Source organism: Streptomyces sp. NPDC048257 (assembly GCF_043201855.1).
Classification (GTDB): Bacteria; Actinomycetota; Actinomycetes; order Streptomycetales; family Streptomycetaceae; genus Streptomyces.
The window spans coordinates 1-22,853 of sequence record NZ_JBICZI010000012.1 but is presented as its reverse complement, the minus strand read 5'-3'; the positions used below and the strand labels follow the sequence as shown (position 1 = coordinate 22,853).

Annotated in this window: 21 protein-coding genes, 5 tRNA genes and 1 pseudogene; 10 read left to right on the top strand and 17 right to left on the bottom strand. The window is 69.8% G+C overall.

Features of this window, described 5'->3' with window-relative positions; genetic code table 11:
- Positions 1-39: 39 nt before the first annotated feature.
- Positions 40-1,050: an NAD(P)H-dependent glycerol-3-phosphate dehydrogenase gene (locus tag ACGFZK_RS22820; RefSeq protein ID WP_393850702.1), complete on the bottom strand. Its 1,011-nt coding sequence runs from the start codon at positions 1,048-1,050 to the stop codon at positions 40-42.
- Positions 1,047-1,799, bottom strand: coding sequence for a lysophospholipid acyltransferase family protein (locus tag ACGFZK_RS22815; protein WP_393850701.1), 753 nt, complete (start codon positions 1,797-1,799; stop codon positions 1,047-1,049). Before ACGFZK_RS22815 ends, ACGFZK_RS22820 begins: the two co-directional genes overlap by 4 nt.
- Positions 1,800-1,989: 190 nt before the next feature.
- Here ACGFZK_RS22815 and cofC point away from each other — a divergent pair.
- Positions 1,990-2,640 (top strand): annotated as a pseudogene (gene cofC / locus ACGFZK_RS22810) (2-phospho-L-lactate guanylyltransferase); the annotation flags it as partial.
- A 311-nt stretch (positions 2,641-2,951) separates the two neighbouring features.
- Here cofC and ACGFZK_RS22805 read toward each other — a convergent pair.
- The 4 genes from ACGFZK_RS22805 to leuC all read right to left on the bottom strand — a co-directional run bounded on the left by ACGFZK_RS22805 (position 2,952) and on the right by leuC (position 6,166).
- Complete coding sequence (locus ACGFZK_RS22805; protein ID WP_393850700.1) at positions 2,952-3,635, bottom strand: HU family DNA-binding protein; 684 nt, start codon at positions 3,633-3,635, stop codon at positions 2,952-2,954.
- Positions 3,636-3,779: 144 nt separating this feature from the next.
- Complete coding sequence (locus tag ACGFZK_RS22800; RefSeq protein ID WP_030009267.1) at positions 3,780-4,007, bottom strand: hypothetical protein; 228 nt, start codon at positions 4,005-4,007, stop codon at positions 3,780-3,782.
- Positions 4,008-4,144: 137 nt separating this feature from the next.
- The gene (gene leuD, locus ACGFZK_RS22795; RefSeq protein ID WP_393850699.1) at positions 4,145-4,738 is read right to left on the bottom strand and encodes a 3-isopropylmalate dehydratase small subunit; all 594 of its coding nucleotides are present in this window, start codon (positions 4,736-4,738) and stop codon (positions 4,145-4,147) included.
- 3 nt (positions 4,739-4,741) lie between these two features.
- Positions 4,742-6,166: a 3-isopropylmalate dehydratase large subunit gene (leuC, locus tag ACGFZK_RS22790; protein ID WP_393850698.1), complete on the bottom strand. Its 1,425-nt coding sequence runs from the start codon at positions 6,164-6,166 to the stop codon at positions 4,742-4,744.
- A 184-nt stretch (positions 6,167-6,350) separates the two neighbouring features.
- Between leuC and ndgR the strand changes: the two genes are divergently transcribed.
- A complete protein-coding gene (gene ndgR / locus ACGFZK_RS22785; RefSeq protein WP_150517662.1) occupies positions 6,351-7,067 on the top strand; it encodes an IclR family transcriptional regulator NdgR in 717 nt (238 codons plus the stop codon).
- A gap of 158 nt (positions 7,068-7,225) precedes the next feature.
- Here the strand turns inward: ndgR and ACGFZK_RS22780 are convergent.
- The 9 genes from ACGFZK_RS22780 to ACGFZK_RS22740 form a co-directional block, all read right to left on the bottom strand.
- Positions 7,226-7,298: transfer RNA gene (locus ACGFZK_RS22780), tRNA-Glu, on the bottom strand.
- Between the two features lie 23 nt (positions 7,299-7,321).
- A tRNA-Gln gene (locus tag ACGFZK_RS22775) sits at positions 7,322-7,393 on the bottom strand.
- Positions 7,394-7,417: 24 nt separating this feature from the next.
- Positions 7,418-7,490 (bottom strand) — tRNA-Glu (locus ACGFZK_RS22770).
- Positions 7,491-7,551: 61 nt separating this feature from the next.
- Positions 7,552-7,624 (bottom strand) — tRNA-Glu (locus ACGFZK_RS22765).
- Between the two features lie 27 nt (positions 7,625-7,651).
- Positions 7,652-7,723, bottom strand: a tRNA-Gln gene (locus ACGFZK_RS22760).
- 86 nt (positions 7,724-7,809) lie between these two features.
- Complete coding sequence (locus ACGFZK_RS22755) at positions 7,810-8,538, bottom strand: HAD family hydrolase (protein WP_393850697.1); 729 nt, start codon at positions 8,536-8,538, stop codon at positions 7,810-7,812.
- 130 nt (positions 8,539-8,668) lie between these two features.
- Positions 8,669-10,144: a glutamate--tRNA ligase gene (gene gltX, locus ACGFZK_RS22750; RefSeq protein WP_393850696.1), complete on the bottom strand. Its 1,476-nt coding sequence runs from the start codon at positions 10,142-10,144 to the stop codon at positions 8,669-8,671.
- On the bottom strand, positions 10,137-10,925 hold the full coding sequence (locus ACGFZK_RS22745) for a fumarylacetoacetate hydrolase family protein (protein ID WP_393850695.1): 789 nt from the start codon (positions 10,923-10,925) through the stop codon (positions 10,137-10,139). Before ACGFZK_RS22745 ends, gltX begins: the two co-directional genes overlap by 8 nt.
- Positions 10,926-11,022: 97 nt before the next feature.
- The gene (locus ACGFZK_RS22740) at positions 11,023-11,211 is read right to left on the bottom strand and encodes a hypothetical protein (protein ID WP_393850694.1); all 189 of its coding nucleotides are present in this window, start codon (positions 11,209-11,211) and stop codon (positions 11,023-11,025) included.
- Positions 11,212-11,790: 579 nt separating this feature from the next.
- Here ACGFZK_RS22740 and ACGFZK_RS22735 point away from each other — a divergent pair.
- The 8 genes from ACGFZK_RS22735 (at position 11,791) to ACGFZK_RS22700 (ending at position 22,087) form a co-directional block, all read left to right on the top strand.
- Positions 11,791-15,456: a nitrate- and nitrite sensing domain-containing protein gene (locus ACGFZK_RS22735; RefSeq protein ID WP_393850693.1), complete on the top strand. Its 3,666-nt coding sequence runs from the start codon at positions 11,791-11,793 to the stop codon at positions 15,454-15,456.
- A gap of 9 nt (positions 15,457-15,465) precedes the next feature.
- The gene (locus ACGFZK_RS22730; RefSeq protein WP_030708442.1) at positions 15,466-15,879 is read left to right on the top strand and encodes a roadblock/LC7 domain-containing protein; all 414 of its coding nucleotides are present in this window, start codon (positions 15,466-15,468) and stop codon (positions 15,877-15,879) included.
- Between the two features lie 152 nt (positions 15,880-16,031).
- The gene (locus tag ACGFZK_RS22725) at positions 16,032-16,424 is read left to right on the top strand and encodes a DUF742 domain-containing protein (RefSeq protein ID WP_030037344.1); all 393 of its coding nucleotides are present in this window, start codon (positions 16,032-16,034) and stop codon (positions 16,422-16,424) included.
- Positions 16,405-16,986 carry an ATP/GTP-binding protein gene (locus ACGFZK_RS22720; RefSeq protein ID WP_046776286.1) on the top strand — a complete coding sequence of 194 codons (582 nt, stop codon included), beginning with the start codon at positions 16,405-16,407 and terminating at the stop codon, positions 16,984-16,986. Before ACGFZK_RS22725 ends, ACGFZK_RS22720 begins: the two co-directional genes overlap by 20 nt.
- A 293-nt stretch (positions 16,987-17,279) precedes the next feature.
- Positions 17,280-20,459 (top strand): nitrate- and nitrite sensing domain-containing protein, encoded by a 3,180-nt coding sequence (locus tag ACGFZK_RS22715; protein ID WP_393850692.1) that lies wholly within the window; start codon positions 17,280-17,282, stop codon positions 20,457-20,459.
- Positions 20,460-20,469: 10 nt separating this feature from the next.
- Complete coding sequence (locus ACGFZK_RS22710) at positions 20,470-20,883, top strand: roadblock/LC7 domain-containing protein (RefSeq protein ID WP_030037347.1); 414 nt, start codon at positions 20,470-20,472, stop codon at positions 20,881-20,883.
- Positions 20,884-20,976: 93 nt separating this feature from the next.
- Positions 20,977-21,522, top strand: coding sequence for a DUF742 domain-containing protein (locus ACGFZK_RS22705; RefSeq protein WP_393850691.1), 546 nt, complete (start codon positions 20,977-20,979; stop codon positions 21,520-21,522).
- The gene (locus ACGFZK_RS22700) at positions 21,503-22,087 is read left to right on the top strand and encodes an ATP/GTP-binding protein (RefSeq protein ID WP_007266770.1); all 585 of its coding nucleotides are present in this window, start codon (positions 21,503-21,505) and stop codon (positions 22,085-22,087) included. The genes ACGFZK_RS22705 and ACGFZK_RS22700 overlap by 20 nt, the downstream gene beginning before the upstream one ends.
- A 149-nt stretch (positions 22,088-22,236) precedes the next feature.
- Here ACGFZK_RS22700 and ACGFZK_RS22695 read toward each other — a convergent pair whose 3' ends face one another.
- Together ACGFZK_RS22695 and ACGFZK_RS22690 are read right to left on the bottom strand one after the other, a co-directional pair.
- Entirely contained in the window at positions 22,237-22,437 is a 201-nt protein-coding gene (locus tag ACGFZK_RS22695; protein ID WP_393850690.1) for an acyl-CoA carboxylase subunit epsilon, read from the bottom strand.
- Between the two features lie 23 nt (positions 22,438-22,460).
- Positions 22,461-22,853: carboxyl transferase domain-containing protein (locus ACGFZK_RS22690; protein ID WP_393850689.1), on the bottom strand; the 393-nt coding region annotated here is incomplete at its 5' end.

Here is a 22,853-nt window from a genome sequence, read left to right as displayed (position 1 = left end):
ATCGCCACGAGAGTACCCGCTCAGGCGTCCGGAAAGGAGTTAGCGACGTTCCGGCTTGGCGCTGCGGCCCATCAGCTCCTTGAGCGCGACCAGGGTCGGCTTGCCGTGGTGGACGATGTCCACCACCGTGTCGGTGATGGGCATGTCCACCCCGTGGCGGCGGGCCAGATCTGCCACCGACTGGCAGGACTTGACGCCCTCGGCGGTCTGCTTGGTGACCGCGATGGTCTCCTCCAGGGTCATCCCGCGGCCCAGGTTGGTGCCGAAGGTGTGGTTCCGGGAGAGCGGCGAGGAGCAGGTGGCGACCAGGTCTCCGAGGCCCGCGAGGCCGGAGAAGGTGAGCGGGTCGGCGCCCATCGCCACGCCGAGGCGGGTCGCTTCGGCAAGTCCGCGGGTGATGAGCGAGCCCTTGGTGTTGTCGCCCAGGCCCATGCCGTCCGCGATGCCGACGGCGAGGCCGATGACGTTCTTGACCGCGCCGCCGAGTTCGCAGCCGGTGACGTCGGTGCTCGTGTACGGGCGGAAGTAGGGGGTGTGGCAGGCGGCCTGGAGGCGCTGCGCCACGCCCTCGTCCACGCAGGCGACGACGGAGGCGGCGGGCTGGCGGGCGGCGATCTCGGCGGCCAGGTTGGGGCCGGTGACCACCGCGATGCGCTCGGCGGGGACCTTGGCCACCTCCTCGATGACCTCGCTCATCCGCTTGGCGGTGCCGAGTTCGATGCCCTTCATGAGGGACACGAGCACGGTGTCGGGGGCCAGCAGGGGGGCCCATGCGGCGAGGTTGTCGCGCAGGGTCTGGGACGGGATGGCGAGGACGGTGAAGTCGGCGCCGGCCGCGGCCTCGGCCGGGTCGGTGGTGGCCCGGAGGTTCGCGGGGAGTTCGACGCCGGGGAAGTAGTCCGGGTTGGTCCGGCCGGTGTTGATGGCGTCGACCACCTCCTGGCGGCGGCCCCACAGCGTCACCTCGCAGCCGGCGTCGGCGAGCACGATGGCGAAGGCCGTGCCCCAGGAGCCTGTTCCGAAGACGGTCGCCTTCACGGGACGTGTCACTTGTTGCCCTCCCCTGCGGCCTTGCGCCGCTGTTCCGCCCTGGCGTTGCGATGGTCGTACGGCCGCTCGGGCGCGGTCTCGCCGCGCACCTCTTCCAGCAGCGCGGTGATGGCCGCCATGATGACCTCGGTGACCTCCCGCAGGACCTCCGGAGTGGCCTCCCGGCCGTAGAAGGCGGAGAGGTCCACCGGCGGTCCGGCGAGCACCTGGAGGGTCTTGCGCGGGAAGAGCCGGACCTTGTTCTCCTTGGCGTAGGGCGGCATCGCGAGGTTCGCGCCCCACTGGGCCACCGGAATGACGGGCGCCCTCGTCATCAGCGCCACCCGGGCGGCGCCGGTCTTACCGGCCATCGGCCACATGTCGGGGTCGCGGGTGAGGGTGCCCTCCGGGTAAAAGGCCACGCATTCGCCGCGCTCGATGGCGTCCACGGCGGCCCGGAATGCGTCCAGGGCGTTGGTGCTCTCCCGGTAGACGGGGATCTGCCCGGACCCGCGCAGGATCGACCCGACAATAGGGACCTTGAAGAGGGCGGCCTTGGCGAGCAATCGGGGCACCCGGCCGGTGTTGTACTGGAAGTGCGCGTACGAGAGCGGGTCCAGATACGAGTTGTGATTGACGGCGGTGATAAAACCCCCGTCGGCCGGAATGTGCTCCATTCCCCGCCAGTCCCGCTTGAAGAGCACTACCAGCGGCGGTTTCGCGATGACCGCCGCCAGGCGGTACCAGAAGCCGATTCTGCGGCGGGACACTCGGACACCTTCCTCTAGGACCGGTGCGCGGCTTGGGCACCTCGTCGGCCGGACAAGTGTCACCCCACGCCCGGTCTCTGTCGAGAACACCGTACGCCCCGCTCACGCCACCGGACTCCCCGGTTGCCCGGGCGGAGGCGACAATGGGCCGACACATGACCCGGCCGTGACCTGACCATGGCCGAAGGATGTGCCGGAACGCACCGGAGGGAAGGGGTCCGTCACGAACGCCGTCTGGAGTCTGGTGGTCCCGCTGAAGCCTCTGGCGGTGGCGAAGAGCCGTCTTGCGCGGGCCGTCGGCGCCTCCCGTCCGGGCCTCGCCCTGGCGTTCGCGCAGGACACCGTCGCAGGCGCCCTGGCCTGCGCCGCGGTCTCGGATGTGGTGGTCGTCACGGACGACGCCACGGCCGGTGCGGAACTGGCGCGGATCGGGGCGCGGATCGTCCCGGACGCCCCGGCGGCCGGGCTCAACGCGGCCCTGGCCCACGGGGCGCGGGCGGTGCGTTCGAGGCGGCCCGGCGCCGCGGTGGCCGCGCTGAACGCCGATCTGCCGGCGCTGCGGGCCCCGGAATTGCAACGCGTGCTCGAAAACGCCTCGGTATTTCCACGGGCATTTCTGGCGGATGCGGCCGGAATCGGGACGACCCTGCTTTCCGCCGCGCCGGACGTGGAATTGACCCCCTCCTTCGGCGGCCGGTCACGGGCCAGGCATTCGGCCTCGGGAGCGGTGGAAATAGCCCTGTCGGACGTCGACAGCGTGCGCCGGGACGTGGACACGGCGGTGGATCTGCGGGCGGCGCTCACCCTCGGCGTGGGGCGCCACACCGCCCGATACAGTGCGCGTATGCAGGCGACCGCGTACACGTACGACTCCGAGACCCGCAGCGGCAGTGTGCTGCTGGACGACGGCACTCCGGTGCCCTTCGAGGCCCCGGCCTTCGACGCGGGCGGCCTGCGGCTGCTGCGGCCCGGACAGCGGGTCCGGATCGAGACGGACGGCGCGGGCGCGAGCCTGCGGATCACCCTGGTGACGCTGCAGACCTTCTGAGGGGGGCCGCCGCGGCCCGCGCACCGGCCCGCGGCGCGCCGAACGCACCGCGGGCCGGCTCCCCCACATGGGGAAAGCCGGCCCGGCCTGTGCGACGCGTGCCCCTACTTCTTGCGGGCGGTGGTCTTCTTCGCGGTGGCCTTGCGCGTCGCCGTCTTCTTGGCGGGCGCCTTCGTCGCCGCGGTGACCTTCTTGGCCGCCGGCGCGGTCTTCTTCGCCGTGGCGGTGGTCTTCTTCGCGGTGGCCGTGGTCTTCTTGGCCCCGGCAGTGGTCTTCTTGGCGGTGGCCGTGGCCTTCTTCGCCGTGGCGGTGCTCTTCACCGCCGCCTTCTTGGCGGTCGCGGTGGTCTTCTTCGCCGTGGCCTTCTTTGCGACCGCGGTCTTTGCCGCGGCCTTCTTGGCGGTGGTGGCCTTCTTCGCCGCGGCCTTCTTGACCGTCGCGGAGGCGGCACCACCCGTGAGGCTGCCCTTGGGCGCCTTCTTCACGGACACCTCGCCGCCCTTGGGGAGCTTCTTGGTGCCGCTGACCAGGTCCTTGAAGCCCTGGCCGGCACGGAAACGGGGCACGGAGGTCTTCTTGACCCGGACGCGCTCACCCGTCTGCGGGTTGCGGGCGTAACGGGCCGGACGGTCGACCTTCTCGAACGAGCCGAAGCCCGTGACCGAGACCCGGTCGCCCCCGACGGTAGCGCGGACGATCGCGTCCAGTACCGCGTCGACAGCATCCGCGGCCTGCTGGCGACCGCCCAGCTTGTCGGCAATCGCTTCTACGAGCTGCGCCTTGTTCACGTCTTCCCCTTCGGAGACTTCGCCAGAACGAATGTGTTCAAGCTTATTTCGCACGTTAGGCGGATATATACCGCAAATCAAACACGAAACGGGCTAATCACCCTAGTGCCGCAACGCTGTAGGCCGTTACGGAGTTCCTTCGCATCAGTCGCCTTCAGGGAATCGACCCTCGTCGAGGTCCTTCATCAACCTGTCCAGGCGCCTTGCCGCATCGGCGAGATCATGCTTCGCCGCGGCTGTGACGACCAACAGCTTCCGGGACAGCGCCATCCTTACGCCCTCCGGGACTTGCAGTGAGCGCACCCGTGTGTGTGCTTCTTTCAGCCGGTCCGCGACGAGTTCGTAGAGCTCGAGTTGACTGTCGCGTTCCATGCACAGATTGTGCCATCTGGGGCGAGTTGTCGCCTCACGGGGCCTCAACAAACGCCTGTGCCCCCCGCCGGAGGGCGGGGGGCACAGTGTTGTCCAAGTGATCACCCGAGGGTGAATAAGCGCTGATCAGGCAGGAATCAGGCCTGAATCGTGCGCGGCTTGAAGGTCGGCCGGGCGCTTTCGTACGTAGCGATGTCCGCTTCGTTCTGAAGGGTGAGGGAGATGTCGTCCAGGCCCTCCAGCAGACGCCAGCGGGCGTTGTCGTCGAGCTCGAACTCGGCGACGACACCTTCGGCTCGCACCTGGCGGTCGACCAGGTCGACCGTGATCTCGGCGGCCGGGTCGGCCTCCGTCAGCTTCCACAGCCGCTCGACGGTCTCCTGCGGTAGAACGACGGTCAGCAGGCCGTTCTTCAGGGAGTTTCCGCGGAAGATGTCGGCGAAGCGGGAGGAGATGACCGTCTTGAAGCCGAAGTTCTGCAGGGCCCAGACGGCGTGCTCGCGCGAGGAGCCGGTACCGAAGTCGGGGCCGGCGACCAGAACGGTCGCGCCGGCGCGCTCCGGGCGGTTCGTGACGAACTCCGGGTCCTTGCGCCAGGCCTCGAAGAGCCCGTCCTCGAACCCGTCACGGGTGATCTTCTTCAGCCAGTGGGCCGGGATGATCTGGTCGGTGTCGACGTTGCTGCGGCGCAGCGGGACGGCCCGGCCGGTGTGGGTGGTGAAGGCTTCCATGGTTCAGACTCCGGCGGTCGCGTGGGCGTCGGACAGGTCGGCGGGCGAGGCCAGATGGCCCAGCACCGCGGTGGCGGCGGCCACCTGCGGGGAGACCAGGTGGGTGCGCCCGCCCTTGCCCTGCCGGCCCTCGAAGTTGCGGTTGGAGGTGGACGCGGAGCGCTCACCGGGCGCCAGTTGGTCGGGGTTCATGCCCAGACACATCGAACAGCCCGCGTGCCGCCATTCGGCGCCGGCTTCCTTGAAGACCTTGTCCAGGCCCTCTTCCACGGCCTGCAGGGCAACCCGGACCGAGCCCGGGACGACCAGCATCCGTACGCCGTCGGCGACTTTGCGGCCCTCGATGATGCCGGCGACGGCGCGCAGGTCCTCGATGCGGCCGTTGGTGCAGGAGCCTACGAAGACGGTGTCGACCTTGATGTCGCGCAGCGGCTGCCCGGCGGTCAACCCCATGTACTCCAGGGCCCTTTCGGCGGCGTGGCGCTCCGAAGCGTCCTCGTACGAAGCCGGGTCGGGGACGTGGGCGGACAGCGGTGCGCCCTGGCCCGGGTTGGTTCCCCAGGTGACGAACGGGGACAGCGTGGTGCCGTCGATGACGACCTCCGCGTCGAAGACCGCGTCGTCGTCGGTGCGCAGGGTCTGCCAGTAGGCGACCGCCGCGTCCCAGTCCGCGCCCGCGGGGGCGTGGTCGCGGCCCTGCAGGTAGTCGAAGGTGGTCCGGTCGGGGGCGATCATGCCCGCGCGGGCACCGGCCTCGATCGACATGTTGCAGATGGTCATGCGGGCTTCCATCGACAGTTTCTCGATGGCCTCGCCCCGGTACTCCAGGATGTAGCCCTGGCCGCCGCCGGTGCCGATCTTGGCGATGATCGCCAGGATCAGGTCCTTCGCGGTGACACCCTCGGCCAGCGCGCCGGTGACGGTGATGGCCATCGTCTTGGGGCGGGCCAGCGGCAGCGTCTGGGTGGCCAGCACGTGCTCGACCTGGCTCGTGCCGATGCCGAAGGCCAGCGCGCCGAAGGCGCCGTGGGTGGAGGTGTGCGAGTCGCCGCAGACCACGGTGGTGCCGGGCTGGGTCAGACCCAGCTGCGGTCCCACGACGTGGACGACGCCCTGCTCGACGTCACCCAGCGAGTGCAGGCGGACGCCGAACTCGGCGCAGTTCGCCCGCAGGGTCTCCAGCTGGGCCCGGGAAACCGGGTCGGCGATCGGCTTGTCGATGTCGATGGTGGGGGTGTTGTGGTCCTCGGTCGCGATGGTGAGGTCGAGGCGTCGGACCTTGCGGCCGGCCTGACGCAGTCCTTCGAAGGCCTGCGGGCTGGTCACCTCGTGCAGCAGGTGCAGATCGATGAAGAGGAGGTCGGGCTCGCCTTCGGCGCGCCGGACGACATGGTCGTCCCAGACCTTCTCCGCGAGTGTCCTACCCATCGCTTTCCCTCCGGCCGGCCGGTTGTGCCGGCGCTTCATAGAGATCTCGTGCGCCGTGTCGTCCGTACCCCACGTCCCGGACGACGGCTCGGACCCAGTGGTTCGTGGACCCGCACATACAGACTCGCTGGTTCTTGGAAAAATTGAACTTGCGTTTCACAGTGTGAGACGCGAATATCGTTTCATGGACAACTCTAGCGGCGTCGGCGTTCTCGACAAGGCAGCTCTGGTACTGAGCGCACTGGAGTCCGGTCCGGCCACCCTCGCCGGGCTGGTCGCGGCGACAGGGCTCGCACGACCCACGGCACATCGCCTTGCCGTGGCACTGGAACACCACCGGATGGTGGCGAGGGACATGCAGGGCCGGTTCATCCTCGGACCGCGGCTGGCGGAGCTCGCCGCCGCGGCCGGCGAGGACCGCCTGCTGGCCACGGCGGGACCGGTACTCACCCACCTCCGTGACGTGACGGGAGAGAGCGCGCAGCTCTACCGCCGTCAGGGAGACATGCGTATCTGCGTGGCGGCTGCGGAGCGGCTCTCGGGTCTGCGGGACACCGTCCCGGTGGGCTCGACGCTCCCGATGAAGGCCGGTTCGGCCGCGCAGATCCTGATGGCCTGGGAGGAGCCCGAGCGGCTCCACCGCGGGCTTCAGGGCGCGCGCTTCACGGCGACGGCGCTCTCGGGCGTACGGCGTCGCGGCTGGGCGCAGTCGATCGGCGAGCGGGAGCCCGGCGTGGCCTCCGTCTCGGCGCCGGTGCGCGGGCCGTCGAACCGCGTGGTGGCCTCCGTGTCGGTCTCCGGGCCGATCGAGCGGCTGACCCGCCACCCGGGCCGGATGCACGCGCAGGCCGTCATCGACGCGGCCGCACGGCTCACGGAGGCCCTGCGCCGCACCGGCTGACGCTCCACCCCATCCGTTCACCCCCGGGTCCGGGGGCGCGTACGACGCCGCACACGTCCTGTACACGCGCCTCCGGGCCCGCACTTACATGGGGGCCACGGGTCGGCACCACACGAAAGAGGCCCTCCGCGATGAACGCGGAGGGCCTCTTCGATGCGTACCCCCGACCGGATTCGAACCGGCGCTACCGCCTTGAGAGGGCGGCGTGCTAGGCCGCTACACAACGGGGGCTAGCTGGTGCTGCTGTTACTGCGCTGGGCTACCAGGACTCGAACCTAGAATAAGGGAACCAGAAACCCTCGTGTTGCCAATTACACTATAGCCCAAAGTGGTCTAGACCAGACCAACAGTACCCCCGACCGGATTCGAACCGGCGCTACCGCCTTGAGAGGGCGGCGTGCTAGGCCGCTACACAACGGGGGCCCTAGCGATCCTGCATCAAGACGTCCGGGTGCGACCCTGGAGATCTCGCGGGAAGGATCTGTACCCCCGACCGGATTCGAACCGGCGCTACCGCCTTGAGAGGGCGGCGTGCTAGGCCGCTACACAACGGGGGCAAAGCACTGCGTTACTACTGCACTGCGCTGGGGTACCAGGACTCGAACCTAGAATAAGGGAACCAGAAACCCTCGTGTTGCCAATTACACTATACCCCACCAAAAGTCAACCCCCTGTGGGGGCTTTTCTTTGGGTGTCGCCTCCGTCCGGCCTTTCGGCCCGCTCCGGCGGCGCAGAAAGAACATTACCGGATGCCTGACCGTGCTCCAAAACGGGTATCCCGTGCCAGCAGCTCCGGCAGCTGGTCAAGGGCCTCGATGCGGCGCACGCCCTCGGGGCCGGGGCCGCGGCCGCCGTCGCGGTCGAGCCAGACGGCCAGCAGCCCGGCGTCGCGGGCTCCCCGTGCGTCGATCTCGGGCTGGTCCCCCACGTACGCCACCTCGCCCGGCGGCAGCCCGAGCGCCTCGCACGCGGCGAGGAAGGCCTGCGCCTCGGGCTTGCTGACCCCGAGTTCGACGGCGCAGACCAGCACCTCGAAGCGGTCGCGCAGCCCGAGGTGGCGCAGCTTGGGGTCCTGGTTGGCGGTGGAGGAGTTGGTGAGCACCCCGTGCCGGTAGCCCGCCGCGAGGGCGTCGAGGACGGGCACCACGTCGGGGAAGACGGTCCAGGCCGCCTTGTAGTGCTCCACGTACTGGTCGAACCAGGCGTCGGCCTCGTCCGCGGTCATCCCGGGCTGTCCCAGGAACTCCCGCACCCGCTCCTGCCGCTGCCCCTGGAAGGTGCCCTCGCCGGCCGCGAAGCGTGCCCAGTGCCGGTCGGTGATCTGCCGCCACAGCGCGAGCGCCTGCGCGGGGGTCCCGTACCGCTCCGCGAGGCGTACGGCCTCCAGCTGGCGTGCGAGGCCGGCGGCGTCGGCCCCCGTGTAGTCGAAGAGGGTGTCGTCGATGTCCCACAGCACGGCGCGGATCGGCATAGCGCCGAGGCTACGCCCGAAGATCGTCCGCCGGGGCCGCTCCGGGGAATTCGGCGTCCCCCGGCAACGCCGCAGGGGGCGGCGACCGGGGGTTTCCGGCCACCGCCCCCTGCGGGACGTACGGGGAGTGCTACGCGGCGAGCTTCGCCAGCGCCGCGTCGATGCGGGCCAGCGAGCGCTCCTTGCCCAGGATCTCCAGGGACTCGAACAGGGGCAGGCCGACCGTGCGGCCGGTGACGGCCACGCGGACCGGGGCCTGGGCCTTGCCGAGCTTGAGGCCGTGGGCCTCACCGGCGGTCAGGACGGCCTGCTTGAGGGACTCGGGGTCCGACCAGTCGGCCGACTCCAGGTTGGCGCGTGCCGTGGTGAGCAGCGCGGCCGGCTCCCCCTTCATCGCCTTGTCCCACGAGGCCTGGTCCTCGACCGGCTCCTTCAGGAACAGGAAGTCGACGTTGGCCGTGATGTCCGACAGGACGGTCACCCGGGTCTGGGCGTACGGGGCGATCCGCTCCCAGGCCTCGGCGTCGAAGTCCTCGGGGGCCCAGTTGGCGTGCGGGGCCCGCAGCCACGGGGCGCAGGCGTCCGCGAAGGCCTTCGGGTCCAGCAGGCGGATGTGGTCGCCGTTGATCGACTCGGCCTTCTTCAGGTCGAAGCGGGCCGGGTTGGCGTTCACACCGTCGATGTCGAACTTCGACACCATCTCCTCGATCGAGAAGACGTCCTGGTCCTTGGAGAAGGACCAGCCGAGGAGCGAGAGGTAGTTCAGCAGGCCCTCGGGGAGGAAGCCGCGCTCGCGGTACAGGTTGAGCGAGCTCTCCGGGTCGCGCTTGGAGAGCTTCTTGTTGCCCTCGCCCATGACGTACGGCAGGTGGCCGAACTGCGGGATGCCGGTGGCGACGCCGAGCTCGATCAGCGCCTTGTAGAGCGCGATCTGGCGCGGGGTGGAGGACAGCAGGTCCTCGCCGCGCAGCACGTGCGTGATCTGCATCAGCGCGTCGTCGACCGGGTTGACCAGCGTGTAGAGCGGAGCCCCGTTGGCCCGCAGGATGCCGAAGTCCGGCACGTTCTCCGGCGTGAAGGTCAGCTCGCCGCGGACCAGGTCGGTGAAGGTGATCGGCTCGTCGGGCATCCGGAAGCGGACGATCGAGGGGCGGTGCTCGCCCTGGTACGCCTCCAGCTGGACCTGGGTCAGCTCGCGGCAGTGGCCGTCGTAGCCGGAGGGCTTGCCGGCCGCGCGGGCGGCGGCGCGGCGGGCGTCGAGCTCCTCGGTCGTGCAGTAGCAGTCGTACGCGTAGCCGCCGTCGCGCAGGCGCTGGGCGACGTCCGCGTAGATGTCCATGCGCTCGGACTGGCGGTAGGGGGCGTGCGGGCCGCCCACCTCGGGGCCCTCGTCCCAGGTGAAGCCGAGCCAGCGCAGCGAGTCGAGCAGCTGGCCGTACGACTCCTCGGAGTCGCGGGCCGCGTCGGTGTCCTCGATGCGGAAGACGAACGTACCGCCGTGGTGGCGGGCGAACGCCCAGTTGAAGAGGGCGGTCCGGACCAGGCCCACGTGGGGGTTGCCGGTCGGGGAGGGACAGAAACGTACGCGGACGTTCGCGTTAGCCACGCTTGATCACCTTGTTGGTGAGAGTGCCGATGCCTTCGATGGTGACGGCGACCTCGTCGCCGACGTTGAGGGGGCCGACTCCGGCCGGGGTCCCCGTGAGGATGACGTCGCCGGGCAGCAGCGTCATGGCCTCGGTGATGTGGACGATCAGGTCCTCGATGGAGCGGACCATGTCGCTGGTGCGGCCGAGCTGGCGCTGTTCGCCGTTGACCGTGCACTGGATGGTCAGGTCACTCGGGTCGAGGTCGGTCTCGATCCAGGGGCCGAGGGGGCAGGCGCTGTCGAAGCCCTTGGCCCGGGCCCACTGCTTCTCGCGCTGCTGGACGTCGCGCGCGGTGACGTCGTTGGCGCAGGTGTAGCCGAGGATGACGTCCTTGACGCGCTCCCTGGGGACCTCGCGGCACATGCGGCCGATGACCACGGCGAGCTCCGCCTCGTGGTGGAGGTCCTGGGAGAAGGAGGGGTACGTGATCGGGTCGCCCGGGCCGACCACCGAGGTGGAGGGCTTGAAGAAGGTGATCGGCACGTCGGGAACCTGGTTCCCGAGCTCCGCCGCGTGCTCCGCGTAGTTGCGGCCGATGGCCACGACCTTGTTCGGGAGCACGGGCGGCAGCAGCCGGACCTTGCTCAGCGGGACCTTCGTGCCCGAGAGCTCGAAGTCCGTGAACGGGATGCCCTTGATGATGTCGAGCACGAGCGTCGATTCGTCGCCGGGGGCGGCGTCGCCCTCGACCGCGCCGAACGCGACATTGCCGTCGATCGAGAACCTGGCGATGCGCACGTGTTGCGTCTGCCCCTCTGTATTTCCGCTGGCTGGAGTCTGCGGACCCCAGGCTAACGCGGCGGGCAGCGGCGCTTCACGTTCCTTTGCGGGGTGGCTACTCCGCGGCGACGGCGACCGGCGCGTCCATCAGGACGGTGCGGCGCGGGTTGGCGGTCTGCATCGGCAGCTCGACGGTGTGCTCCGGGGTGGCCGGCGCCGCCTGCAGGTCCTCGGCGTCCTTGAGGTGCGCGAGGGTGGTGCGGCGGGGGTTGGCTATGTTGCGGAACATCGTCGTCGTCTTCATCGGAGTTCGGGATCCTCGGTTCGATCTGTGAGTGTCGGCTGTCGCATGCACCAACCCTGGCGCCAACCCTTTAAGGGGCAAGGCTAAACATCTGAATCCCCCGTCGAACCAGGAAGTAATGGCCACGGCTGTGTGAGTTTGCTCACCCGTGACCCGACATTCCCGACATCACGGGCAGTCAACTACACCCCACTAAACGGACATTGCGCCACTGAATGCGCCATTCCGCTCCTGATCATCTCGACTGGGACACCTTGACAGTCGGGTTGTTTGGATGGCGTAAGTCCGGTTTCTACCGAATGCGGTCGCACATCCCGTAGCCCGTCTGTCACAAGACGTAACCAACTCTGCGGGCCGCAGCTCGCACCTTGTTGGAGATCCTCCACTGTGCTGGAATTCGCGGGACCGCCGCGGGAATCAGCCGGCGCGCAGGTGGCGCGACTCAGCGCCGAGCGCGGCGGTAAAGAGAGGAAGACGCGCCGGTCACCGACGACCACCATGGGGCGGCAAGTGCCCCACGACTCGACACCGTCCCACCGGTCGCCCGGCGGGACGCCTGGTCCAGAGGTTGCGACGCTAGTGCAGGGACGATTCAAGAGGGATGGCAGCGCTGCGGCGGAGCAGGAGCCGCGTGGCGGGACCGACCGTGGCTCCTCGCCCCAGCACGCCCAGAACCGCGGGCCGGCTGTCGAAGGCGCAGGCCCCGACACCTCCGCCGCGGTGAAGGCGAAGGGCCGGGGGAAGTCCGTCAAGGCCAGGGTCAAGGCGAAAGCCGGATCTTCCGCGCCTGCCGGACCGGGTGAGCAGGACGTGGCGATACCGAAGGCCCCCAGCGGGCCCGGTTCTCGCCTCGCCATGCAGAACTGGCGCATCAGCACGCGACTCGTGTCGCTGCTGACCCTGCCGGTCGTCGCCGCCACCACGCTCGGTGGCTTCCGCATCAACGACTCGCTCAACGACATCGCGCAGCTCGAGCACATGCAGCTCCTGACGACGATGACGCGACAGGCCACCAACCTGGCCGCCATGCTGCAGGAGGAGCGTGACCTCTCCGCGGGTCCGCTCTCCCTCTCCAACGGCAAGACCACGAGCAGTGTCGACAACGCCCGCAAGCTGACCAACACCGCTGCCGAGGCCTTCGCCGCCGCGACCGACAAGGTCGACAGCACGGGCGAGAAGGACGAGACGCTCAAGTCGATCCGCAACAACGTGCTGCAGATCGGCCGCCAGCTCACGAACATCGAGACGATCCGCAGCAAGGCGTACGTCAACGGCGCCCAGCAGACCGTCAGCGAGTACAACTCCCTCATCGTCTCGCTGCTCTCGCTCTCCCAGGACATGGCGCAGGCCACCTCCAACCCGGAGATGATCAAGCGCACGCGCGCCCTGGCGGCGTTCTCCGCCGCCAAGGAGTACGCCTCCATCCAGCGCGCGATCATCGCGGCCTCGCTCCCGGACACCTCCGAGCGTCAGGGTGTGCTGAAGGAGAACGACCGTCTGTACGCCCTCTCCGCCCAGAAGGGCGAGCAGCAGGCGAAGACGACGTTCGAGCTCGTCTACCAGGGCCGGACCGAGGAGCTCCTCGCGGGTCTGGGCGACAGCAACTCCGAGATCTCCAGCGCCGACCACTACGCGCGCCGCGTGCTCGCCAGCCAGGACGCCTTCCTCCGCGAGAAGAACCGCTCGTGGCTCGACTGGTACGACTCCGACGGCACCAAGCTCACGGCCATGAAGGTCATCGAGCTGACCCTGCTCGAGGAGATGGAGCAGAAGGCCCGTGAGCTGAAGAACGAGGCCCAGCAGGACGCCATCGTCAACGGTGCCCTGATCCTCCTCGTCCTCGGTGTCTCCCTCGTCGGCGCGTTCGTCATGGCCCGATCCATGATCCGCTCGCTGCGCCGCCTGCAGGACACCGCGACCCGCGTCGCCCAGGACCGGCTGCCCGAGCTCGTCAAGCAGCTGTCCGAGTCCGACCCGCAGGACGTGGACACGTCCGTGGAGTCGGTCGGTGTGCACACCCGCGACGAGATCGGCCAGGTGGCCGCGGCGTTCGACGACGTGCACCGCGAGGCCGTCCGCCTCGCCGCCGAGCAGGCCCTCCTGCGAGGCAACGTCAACGCGATGTTCACCAACCTCTCGCGCCGCTCGCAGGGCCTCATCCAGCGTCAGCTCTCGCTCATCTCCGAACTGGAGTCGCGCGAGGCCGACCCGGACCAGCTGTCCTCGCTCTTCAAGCTCGACCACCTCGCGACCCGTATGCGCCGTAACGGCGAAAACCTCCTCGTCCTCGCGGGCGAGGAGCCGGGCCGCCGGTGGACGCGTCCCGTCCCGCTGGTCGACGTGCTCCGTGCCGCCGCCTCCGAGGTGGAGCAGTACGAGCGTGTCGAGCTGGCCTCGGTGCCCGGCACCGATGTCGCCGGCCGCGTGGTCAACGACCTCGTGCACGTCCTCGCCGAGCTGCTGGAGAACGCCACCTCGTTCTCCTCCCCGCAGACCAAGGTCAAGGTCACCGGTCACGCGCTGCCCGACGGCCGTGTGCTCGTCGAGATCCACGACACCGGTATCGGCCTCTCCCCCGAGGACCTCGCCGCGATCAACGAGCGGCTCGCGGCGCCGCCGACCGTGGACGTCTCCGTCTCCCGCCGCATGGGCCTGTTCGTGGTCGGCCGCCTGTCCCTGCGACACGGCATCCGCATCCAGCTGCGCCCCTCCGACTCGGGTGGTACGACGGCCCTCGTCATGCTGCCGGTGGACGTCGCCCAGGGCGGCAAGAAGCCGGCTCCGATGGCGGGCCAGGGCGGTCAGGGCGGTCCCGGTGGCGCTCCGGGCGGTCCCGGCGCGCAGGGTGCCGTACCCGGCGCGGCCGCACGTCCGTCCGTCGGTGCGGGCCCGCAGCGCGGTCAGGTCGCCGGTGGCGGCCAGCGCGCCGCCCTGCCGGGGCGCGACGGCGGCGCCGGTCAGCGTCCGCAGGGTCCGCAGGGCGGTCGGCCGCAGCAGGGCGGTCCCGGGGCTCCCGGTAACCGTCCGCAGCAGGGTCCGACCACCGCGGGACAGGGCCAGGGTGCCTTCGGTTCCGGTGCTCCGCTGCCGGCCCGTGGTCCGGTCGCCAGTGCCGGCTCCGGCGGTGGCCCGCAGGCCCGTCCGGCTTCCGGTCCGTCCGGATACCCGCAGGGCAACGGCTTCGAGCGACCGCAGCAGCCCCAGCCTCAGCAGCAGTCCCAGCAGCCGGCCCCTCCCGCGGCTCCGGCTCCGAACGGCCCCCGGCCGCAGCTGCCGCCGCGCGGTGGCGCTCCTCGTCCGGAGCTCCCCGGCCCGCAGGCCACCAGCTGGGGCAGCGACCAGGCGCGCGGTCACGACGAGCTCTCGGGCCCCGGCTCGACGGCCGAGTTCGCCCGCCCGGACTTCAACGCCCCGATGCCCCAGGCGGACGGCGGCAACAGCACGACCGGACAGTTCGAGCGTCCGGACGTGCGGGGTCCCGTGAACCCGTCCACCACCGGACAGTTCGAGCGCCCGGGCTACCAGCCCCAGCGTCCCGGCGGTCCCGGGGTCGGCGGTTACGCCCCGCAGCCGCAGGCCCCGCAGCAGCCCCAGCCGCAGCAGATGCAGCCGCAGGCTCCGCAGGGCGGCGACGCGTACGCACCCGTACCGCCCGCGCGCCCCGAGACTCCGCGACTGCCGCAGGCCCACCGGCCGGAGGCACTGCCCCCGGCCCAGAGCTCCGGCGACGCCCGCAGCCCGATCTTCGACACGCTGGAGTCGAACTGGTTCCGCGAGGAGGGGCAGCAGCCCCCCGCGCAGGGACCGGCCGTACCCCAGCAGCCGCAGCAGTCCGCCCCGGCGGCTCCGGCGGCTCCGGCTCCCCAGCGCCCGCTGCCGCAGCGCGGCCAGGAGCAGGCGGCCGAGTCCGCCGTCACGGCGACCGGCGCCACGCCGACGGTCAGCTGGCGGTCCTCGCCGAACGACGAGCTGATGCGGCAGGCCGAGCGCGTGCGCCAGCCCGCCGCCGGCGGTATCACGACCTCGGGGCTGCCCCGCCGGGTCCCGCGGGCGAACCTCGTGGCCGGCACGGCGCAGCAGCAGGCGGAGGCACAGGCGGGCCCGCAGGTCTCGCGGGCGCCGGACGACGTCCGCGGCCGTCTGACCAACCTCCGACGCGGTATCCAGCAGGGCCGTCAGGCCGGCAACAACGGACCGGCGACCGGCAGTTACCACATCGACCCCACTTACCAGCAGGAGCGATAGTTGAGTTCGATGAGCCAGGCGGCACAGAACCTGAACTGGTTGATCACCAACTTCGTGGACAACACCCCTGGGGTGTCCCACACGGTGGTGGTCTCCGCCGACGGACTCCTTCTGGCCATGTCCGAAGGATTCCCCCGCGACCGCGCCGACCAGCTGGCGGCCGTGGCCTCCGGACTGACGTCGCTGACCGCCGGAGCCTCCCGCATCTTCGAGGGCGGCGCCGTCAACCAGACCGTGGTCGAGATGGACCGGGGATTCCTCTTCCTCATGTCCGTCTCGGACGGATCCTCGCTGGCCGTACTGGCGCACCCCGAGTGCGACATCGGCCTCGTGGGCTACGAGATGGCTCTTCTGGTGGATCGCGCGGGCAGTGTCCTCACGCCGGACCTGCGCGCCGAACTTCAGGGAAGTCTGCTCGGCTGACTTCCCCCTCTCCCGGCCGGACGGTACTACCGGCCGGGAGATCGGGGCCCCGCCCCGGAATCCAGTACCCCCGCCAGGCCGTCATACCGTTCCCCCCACCGGCCGCCCCGTCAGACGGCACGCTGACCACTGCTGTCCAGCCCGGAGGATCAATGACCCCGCCCCCCGCCTACCCCGATGCGTACGGAGACTCGTACTCGGAAGGCGACCAGCCGCTGGTGCGTCCGTACGCGATGACCGGCGGCCGGACCCGGCCCCGCTACCAGCTCGCCATCGAGGCGCTGGTCAGCACCACCGCCGATCCGATGCACCTGTCCGGCCTGCTCCCGGAGCACCAGCGCATCTGCACCCTGTGCCGCGAGGTCAAGTCGGTCGCCGAGGTGTCCGCACTGCTGTCGATGCCGCTCGGTGTCGCCCGGATCCTCGTCGCCGACCTGGCGGAGGCCGGAATGGTGGCCATCCACCAGCCGGGCAATGGAGAGGCCGGCGGCACGCCGGATGTAACGCTGCTCGAAAGGGTGCTCAGTGGCCTTCGGAACATCTAGCGGAGCGGCTCCCCGCTCCACCACCTCCGCGAAGATCGTGGTGGCGGGCGGCTTCGGCGTGGGCAAGACCACGTTCGTCGGAGCCGTGTCGGAGATCAACCCGCTGCGCACCGAAGCCGTGATGACCAGTGCCTCGGCCGGGATCGACGACCTCACCCACACCGGTGACAAGACGACCACGACCGTCGCCATGGACTTCGGCCGCATCACCCTGGACCAGGACCTGATCCTGTACCTCTTCGGTACGCCGGGCCAGGACCGCTTCTGGTTCATGTGGGACGACCTGGTCCGCGGCGCCATCGGCGCGATCGTGCTGGTCGACACCCGCCGTCTCGCCGACTGCTTCCCCGCGGTCGACTACTTCGAGAACAGCGGTCTGCCGTTCGTCGTGGCCCTCAACGGCTTCGAGGGGCACCAGCCCTACACGCCGGAGGAGGTCCGCGAGGCCCTGCAGATCGGGCCCGGCGCTCCCATCATCACCACCGACGCCCGCCACCGCGCGGACGCCAAGAGCGCGCTCATCACGCTCGTCGAGCACGCGCTCATGGCGCGGCTCAAGTAACACGGTTTCAGCTGTCGCGCGGGAGGGGCGGGCTGTGTCGTACGACACGGCCCGCCCCTGTCGTTCATAACGTTTCGACAGAGAATTGCAGCCATTTGGCAACGGGGTGCGTTCGCCTGGTGCCCCTGCGCGCACAACTGCCCCTATTTTTGCCGCAGGACGCTCTTTATGTCCGATTTATGTGGGGCATAAGGTTCCGCGTATGGCCGGTTTCAACTGTTTGGAACACGGCCGTTAACCGTGCTGGAATTCAACGAACTAGCTAGTAGCACCGCCGAGAGGTTGTTGGTCGAGTGAGGCGAAGCAACGCAAGCCCCGCGGATGAACCCGCGCGCGGCAACTTCACCCCGCCGCCGCGAGCGGCCGCGTCGCCCGTCGACGTGCCCGTGGAGCCGCCCGCGAGCAGCGGGAGCAGCAGCAGGTTCTCGCCCCGCAACTGGCGTGTGCCGACCCGTCTGAACGCCATCCTGCTCGTGCCGGCCCTCGTGGGTCTGGTCATGGGCGGCTTCCAGGTGAAGGGGTCCATCGACACCTGGAACGAGGCCAAGGACGCCGAGAAGATAGCCACGGTCGTCCAGGCGGCCTCCGGTTACAGCCAGGCACTGCTCAACGAGCGTGACCTCACCGCCGAGCCCCTCCTGAACGGCCTGACCAAGGACCCCAAGGTCACCAAGGCCTACGAGGACACCGCCGCGGCCAAGGAGAAGTTCGACAAGGCCGTCCAGGACATGCCGAAGAACCTCGGCCTGGAGCGGCGTCTGGACCTCTTCCGCAACGAGGAGCCCCTGCTGGCCAAGGTGCGCGAGAAGGCGTACGTGGCGGCGGCGGAGAGCCCCAAGAAGAACCTGCCCACCTCGGCCGGCCCCATCCCGACCGAAGAGGGCTATGTGCTGGTCCAGCACTACCTCATGCAGTTCGCGAACGAGCTCGGCCTCGGCACCGGCAACGTGACCTCGTACGGCCGCATGGTCTACGCGATCCAGCTGGCCAAGGCGGCGAACTCGCTGCAGCGCTCCGTCGGTACCCACCTGCTGGTCCGCCCGAGCGCCGACGAGAACACCCGCAAGGCTCAGCTCGTCGCCTTCTCCTCCTACGCCTACCTCGAGGAAATCGCCATCGGCGAGTACGTCGCGGCGGGTACCGAGGAGGACGTGAACCGCCTCAAGGCGGTCATGGCCAAGAAGTCCGAAGAGGGCGCGGCCAAGATCGCCGACGCCAAGCACCAGGCCGAGCAGGCCGGGGTCCGCTTCGTGCCCCCGCCCACGGTCAACCAGTCCCCGCTCCTCGGCATGACCGAGGCGATCGCCAGCGGCGAGCCCAAGAAGAAGCTCGCCGAGAACGGGACGAACCCCGCGTTCTGGCAGGCCGCCGCCACCGCGAAGTTCGACGGCTACGACGAGGTCGAGAAGGAACTCCTCGACAAGGCCGTCAAGGACGCCGTCGCGGTCTCCGACGACGCCCGCACCGACGCGATCGTCAACGGCGCCATCGTGGTCGTGGCCCTGCTCGCCGCCTTCATCCTGGCCGGCATGATGGCCCGCCAGATGGGCCGCGCGATGGCCCGCCTGCGCACCGCCGCCTTCGACATCGCCGAGCAGCGCCTGCCGATGCTCGTCGACCAGCTCTCGCGCACCGACCCCGGAAAGGTGGACACCCGTGTCCACCCGATCCCCATCGACTCCCAGGACGAGATCGGCGAGGTCGCCCGCGCCTTCGACCAGGTCCACCGGGAAGCGGTCCGGCTCGCGGCCGAGCAGGCACTCCTGCGAGGGAACGTCAACGCGATCTTCACGAACCTCTCCATGCGCAACCAGTCGCTGATCGAGGGCCAGCTGACCCTCATCACCGACCTGGAGAACAACGAGGCCGACCCGGACCAGCTGGAGAACCTCTTCCGCCTGGACCACCTGGCCACCCGTATGCGCCGCAACGGCGAGAACCTCCTCATCCTCGCGGGTGAGGAGCCGGGCCGCCGCTGGGACCAGCCGGTGCCGCTCGTCGACGTGCTGCGCGCCGCCTCCTCCGAGGTGGAGCAGTACGAGCGCATCGAGCTCTCCGGAGTCTCCGAGGCCGAGATCCACGGCCAGGCCGTGACCGACCTCGTGCACCTGCTCGCCGAGCTGCTGGAGAACGCCACCACGTTCTCCTCCCCGCAGACCAAGGTCCGCGTCAACGCCACGCGTCTGCCCGACGGCCGCGTGATGGTCGAGATCCACGACAAGGGGATCGGCCTCACCGCCGAGGACTTCGCGGACATCAACCACAAGCTGGCCAACCCGCCGACCGTGGACGCCGCGATCTCGCAGCGCATGGGTCTGTTCGTGGTCGGCCGGCTGGCGGACCGCCACAGCATCCGCGTCCAGCTGCGCCCCTCGGGCGAGGCGGCCGGCACCACCTCGCTGGTCATGCTCCCCGACGCCATCACCCACGGTGGCGGTGGCGAGGGCATTCCGGACGACGACTTCACGGTCTCGCAGATCATCCCGGAGCAGCAGGCCCAGCAGGCCCCCGCGCTGCGCACGGCCGCCGAGCTCGGCTTCGACGACTCCCGGTACGACCAGCAGGGCGCCGACGGCCTTCCGGCCGACCCGGTCGGCCGGTCCCTGGTGCAGCAGGAGCGCCGGGCCGCACTGGCGGCCCAGGTGGGTTACCCGCAGGAACAGCAGCAGTACCCCGGCCAGGACTATCCGGAACCTCAGCCGGAGCACGGGTACCAGGAGTACCAGGGCTACGAGCAGCCGTCCGAACAGGCCTACGACACCTCGTACGAGGCCCAGCAGCCGCAGCAGGGGTACGAGGCGTACCCGCAGCAGGACTACGGCTATGCGGAAGACGGCTACCCGGATGCGCAGCCGGCCGCTCAGGGTTACGACAATGGGTTCGAAGCCCGGTCGCAGCAGGCGGAGTGGCCCGAGCAGAACACGTATCCGGCTGCCTACCAGCAGGATTACGGGACCGAATCGGAATCCCGGGCCGTCCCCGAACCGGCCCCGGAGCGCGTAGGCTTCGACCGTCCGGGTGCCGCTGCCGACACCGGTCATACGATGACCGGAGCGGGCCTGCCGCGACGCGGCAGCCAGCAGCAGTGGCCGCCCGGGAAGCAGGAAGCGGAGTCCACCGGATCCCTCTTCGAGCAGCGGTCGCCGCGTCAGCAGCCCGCTGAGACGGAGCGGGCCCCGGAGGAAACTGAAGGCACCGCCGCCTGGCGCTCGCGCAACGACGAACGCTGGCAGCAGGCCGGAAAGCTCCGTGAGCCGAAGGCGGGCGGGGTCACCACGTCCGGTCTCCCTCGGCGCGTGCCCAAGGCCAACCTGGTCGAGGGCGCAGCGGAGACGACCCCGCAGGGCGGCCCCCAGGTCTCCCGCGCCCCGGAGGACGTCCGCGGCAGGTTGAGCAACCTGCGGCGCGGTGTCCAGCAGGGACGCAGCGCGGGTTCTGAGCAGTCAAGTAACAGCTATGACCAGGAGCGTTAGTGTGAGCCCGATGAGCCAGGCGGCACAGAACCTGAACTGGTTGATCACCAACTTCGTGGACAACACCCCTGGGGTGTCCCACACGGTGGTGGTCTCCGCCGACGGCCTTCTTCTGGCGATGTCCGACGGGTTCCCGCGCGACCGCGCCGACCAGCTGGCGGCCGTGGCCTCCGGACTGACGTCGCTGACCGCCGGAGCCTCCCGCATCTTCGAGGGTGGGGCCGTCAACCAGACCGTGGTCGAGATGGACCGGGGATTCCTTTTCCTCATGTCCGTCTCGGACGGATCGTCCCTCGCGGTGCTCGCGCACCCCGAGTGCGACATCGGTCTCGTGGGCTACGAGATGGCTCTTCTGGTGGATCGCGCGGGCAGTGTCCTCACTCCGGACCTGCGTGCCGAGCTGCAGGGAAGTCTTCTCAACTAGCAGACAGGCAGTGCGTTTCGCGCCATCGCACCATAGGGTGCGGTGGCGCGGTTCCACAGGGAGTACTGCGTACTTGGAGTCGGAGGAGGAAACGTGACAACACCCGGAGGACATCCTTATGGCGGCGCGCAGCAGCCGCAGGGTGGGCACGACCAGAACCGCTTCAACTTCCCCTCCGCGCCCAGCCGGCCCGTGCCGGAGCAGCAGTACCCCTATCAGCAACAGCAGTACGGACAGCCTCAGATGCCTCCCCAACAGCAGCCGCCGCGCGCCACGCGGCAGCCGGCTCCCAAGGCCCACAACCCGCTGGTGCGTCCGTACGCGATGACCGGCGGCCGTACCCGGCCGCGCTACCAGCTCGCCATCGAGGCGCTGGTCAGTACCACGGCGGATCCCGCGCGTATGCAAGGGCAGTTGCCCGAGCACCAGCGCATCTGCCGCCTGTGCCAGGAGATCAAATCCGTAGCGGAGATCTCGGCACTTCTCTCCATTCCTCTTGGTGTCGCCCGCATCCTCGTCGCCGACCTGGCGGAGGCGGGCCTTGTCGCCATTCACCAGCCCGGCGGCGACGAGTCTGCCGGTGGCCAGCCAGACGTGACACTGCTCGAAAGGGTGCTCAGTGGACTTCGCAAGCTCTAACGGCGGAGCGGCTCCCCGCTCCACCACCTCCGCGAAGATCGTGGTGGCGGGCGGCTTCGGCGTGGGCAAGACCACGTTCGTCGGCGCGGTCTCCGAGATCAACCCGCTGCGCACCGAAGCCGTGATGACCAGTGCCTCGGCCGGGATCGACGACCTCACCCACACCGGTGACAAGACGACCACCACCGTCGCCATGGACTTCGGCCGCATCACCCTGGACCAGGACCTGATCCTGTACCTCTTCGGTACGCCGGGCCAGGACCGCTTCTGGTTCATGTGGGACGACCTGGTCCGCGGCGCCATCGGCGCCGTCGTGCTGGTCGACACCCGCCGTCTCGCCGACTGCTTCCCCGCGGTCGACTACTTCGAGAACAGCGGCCTGCCGTTCGTCATCGCCCTCAACGGCTTCGACGGGCACCAGCCCTACACGCCGGAGGAAGTCCGCGAGGCCCTGCAGATCGGCCCGGACGCCCCCATCATCACCACCGACGCCCGCCACCGCGCGGACGCCAAGAGCGCGCTCATCACGCTCGTCGAGCACGCCCTCATGGCGCGCCTGCGGTAGTCACCCGCCGCATCCGAAAGGCCCCTGCGTCCTGCGACGCGGGGGCCTTCGCCGTGGGCGTCCCCGGGCGGGGTGCCTGCGGCCGCCGTGGGGGTACGCCGAAGGCCCCGCACCCTGGACGGGTACGGGGCCTCGTGGGCTTCTGGAACTCAGCCCTGCCAGCTGTGCGGGGCGCGAAAGCCGGGCGTGCGCTCCAGGCGGCGCCAGCCGGCCTGGCGGGGCACGCCGACCGGGGTCTCCTCGGGCGTGGCGGCCGCACGGGCGAGCAGGATCGCGGTGATCGCGGCCAGCTCCTCGGGCTCGGCGTTGCCCTTCTCGACGCGCAGCAGGGTGTCAGTGGCGGTGGTCATGTGGTGGCAGGTCTCCTTCGCGGTTACTGCGGCGGGTTGCCGTGCTTGCGGGACGGCAGATCGGCGTGCTTGTTGCGGAGCATGGCGAGGGCGCTGACGAGCACCTCGCGGGTCTCGGCGGGGTCGATGACGTCGTCGACGAGACCGCGCTCGGCCGCGTAGTACGGATGCATCAGTTCGGCCTTGTACTCCTTGACCATGCGGACGCGCATGGCCTCGGGGTCCTCGGCGTCCGCGATCTGCTTGCGGAAGATGACGTTGGCCGCGCCCTCGGCGCCCATCACGGCGATCTCGTTGGTCGGCCAGGCGTAGGTGATGTCAGCGCCGATGGACTGGGAGTCCATGACGATGTACGCGCCGCCGTACGCCTTGCGCAGGATCAGCGAGATCCGCGGGACGGTCGCGTTGCAGTACGC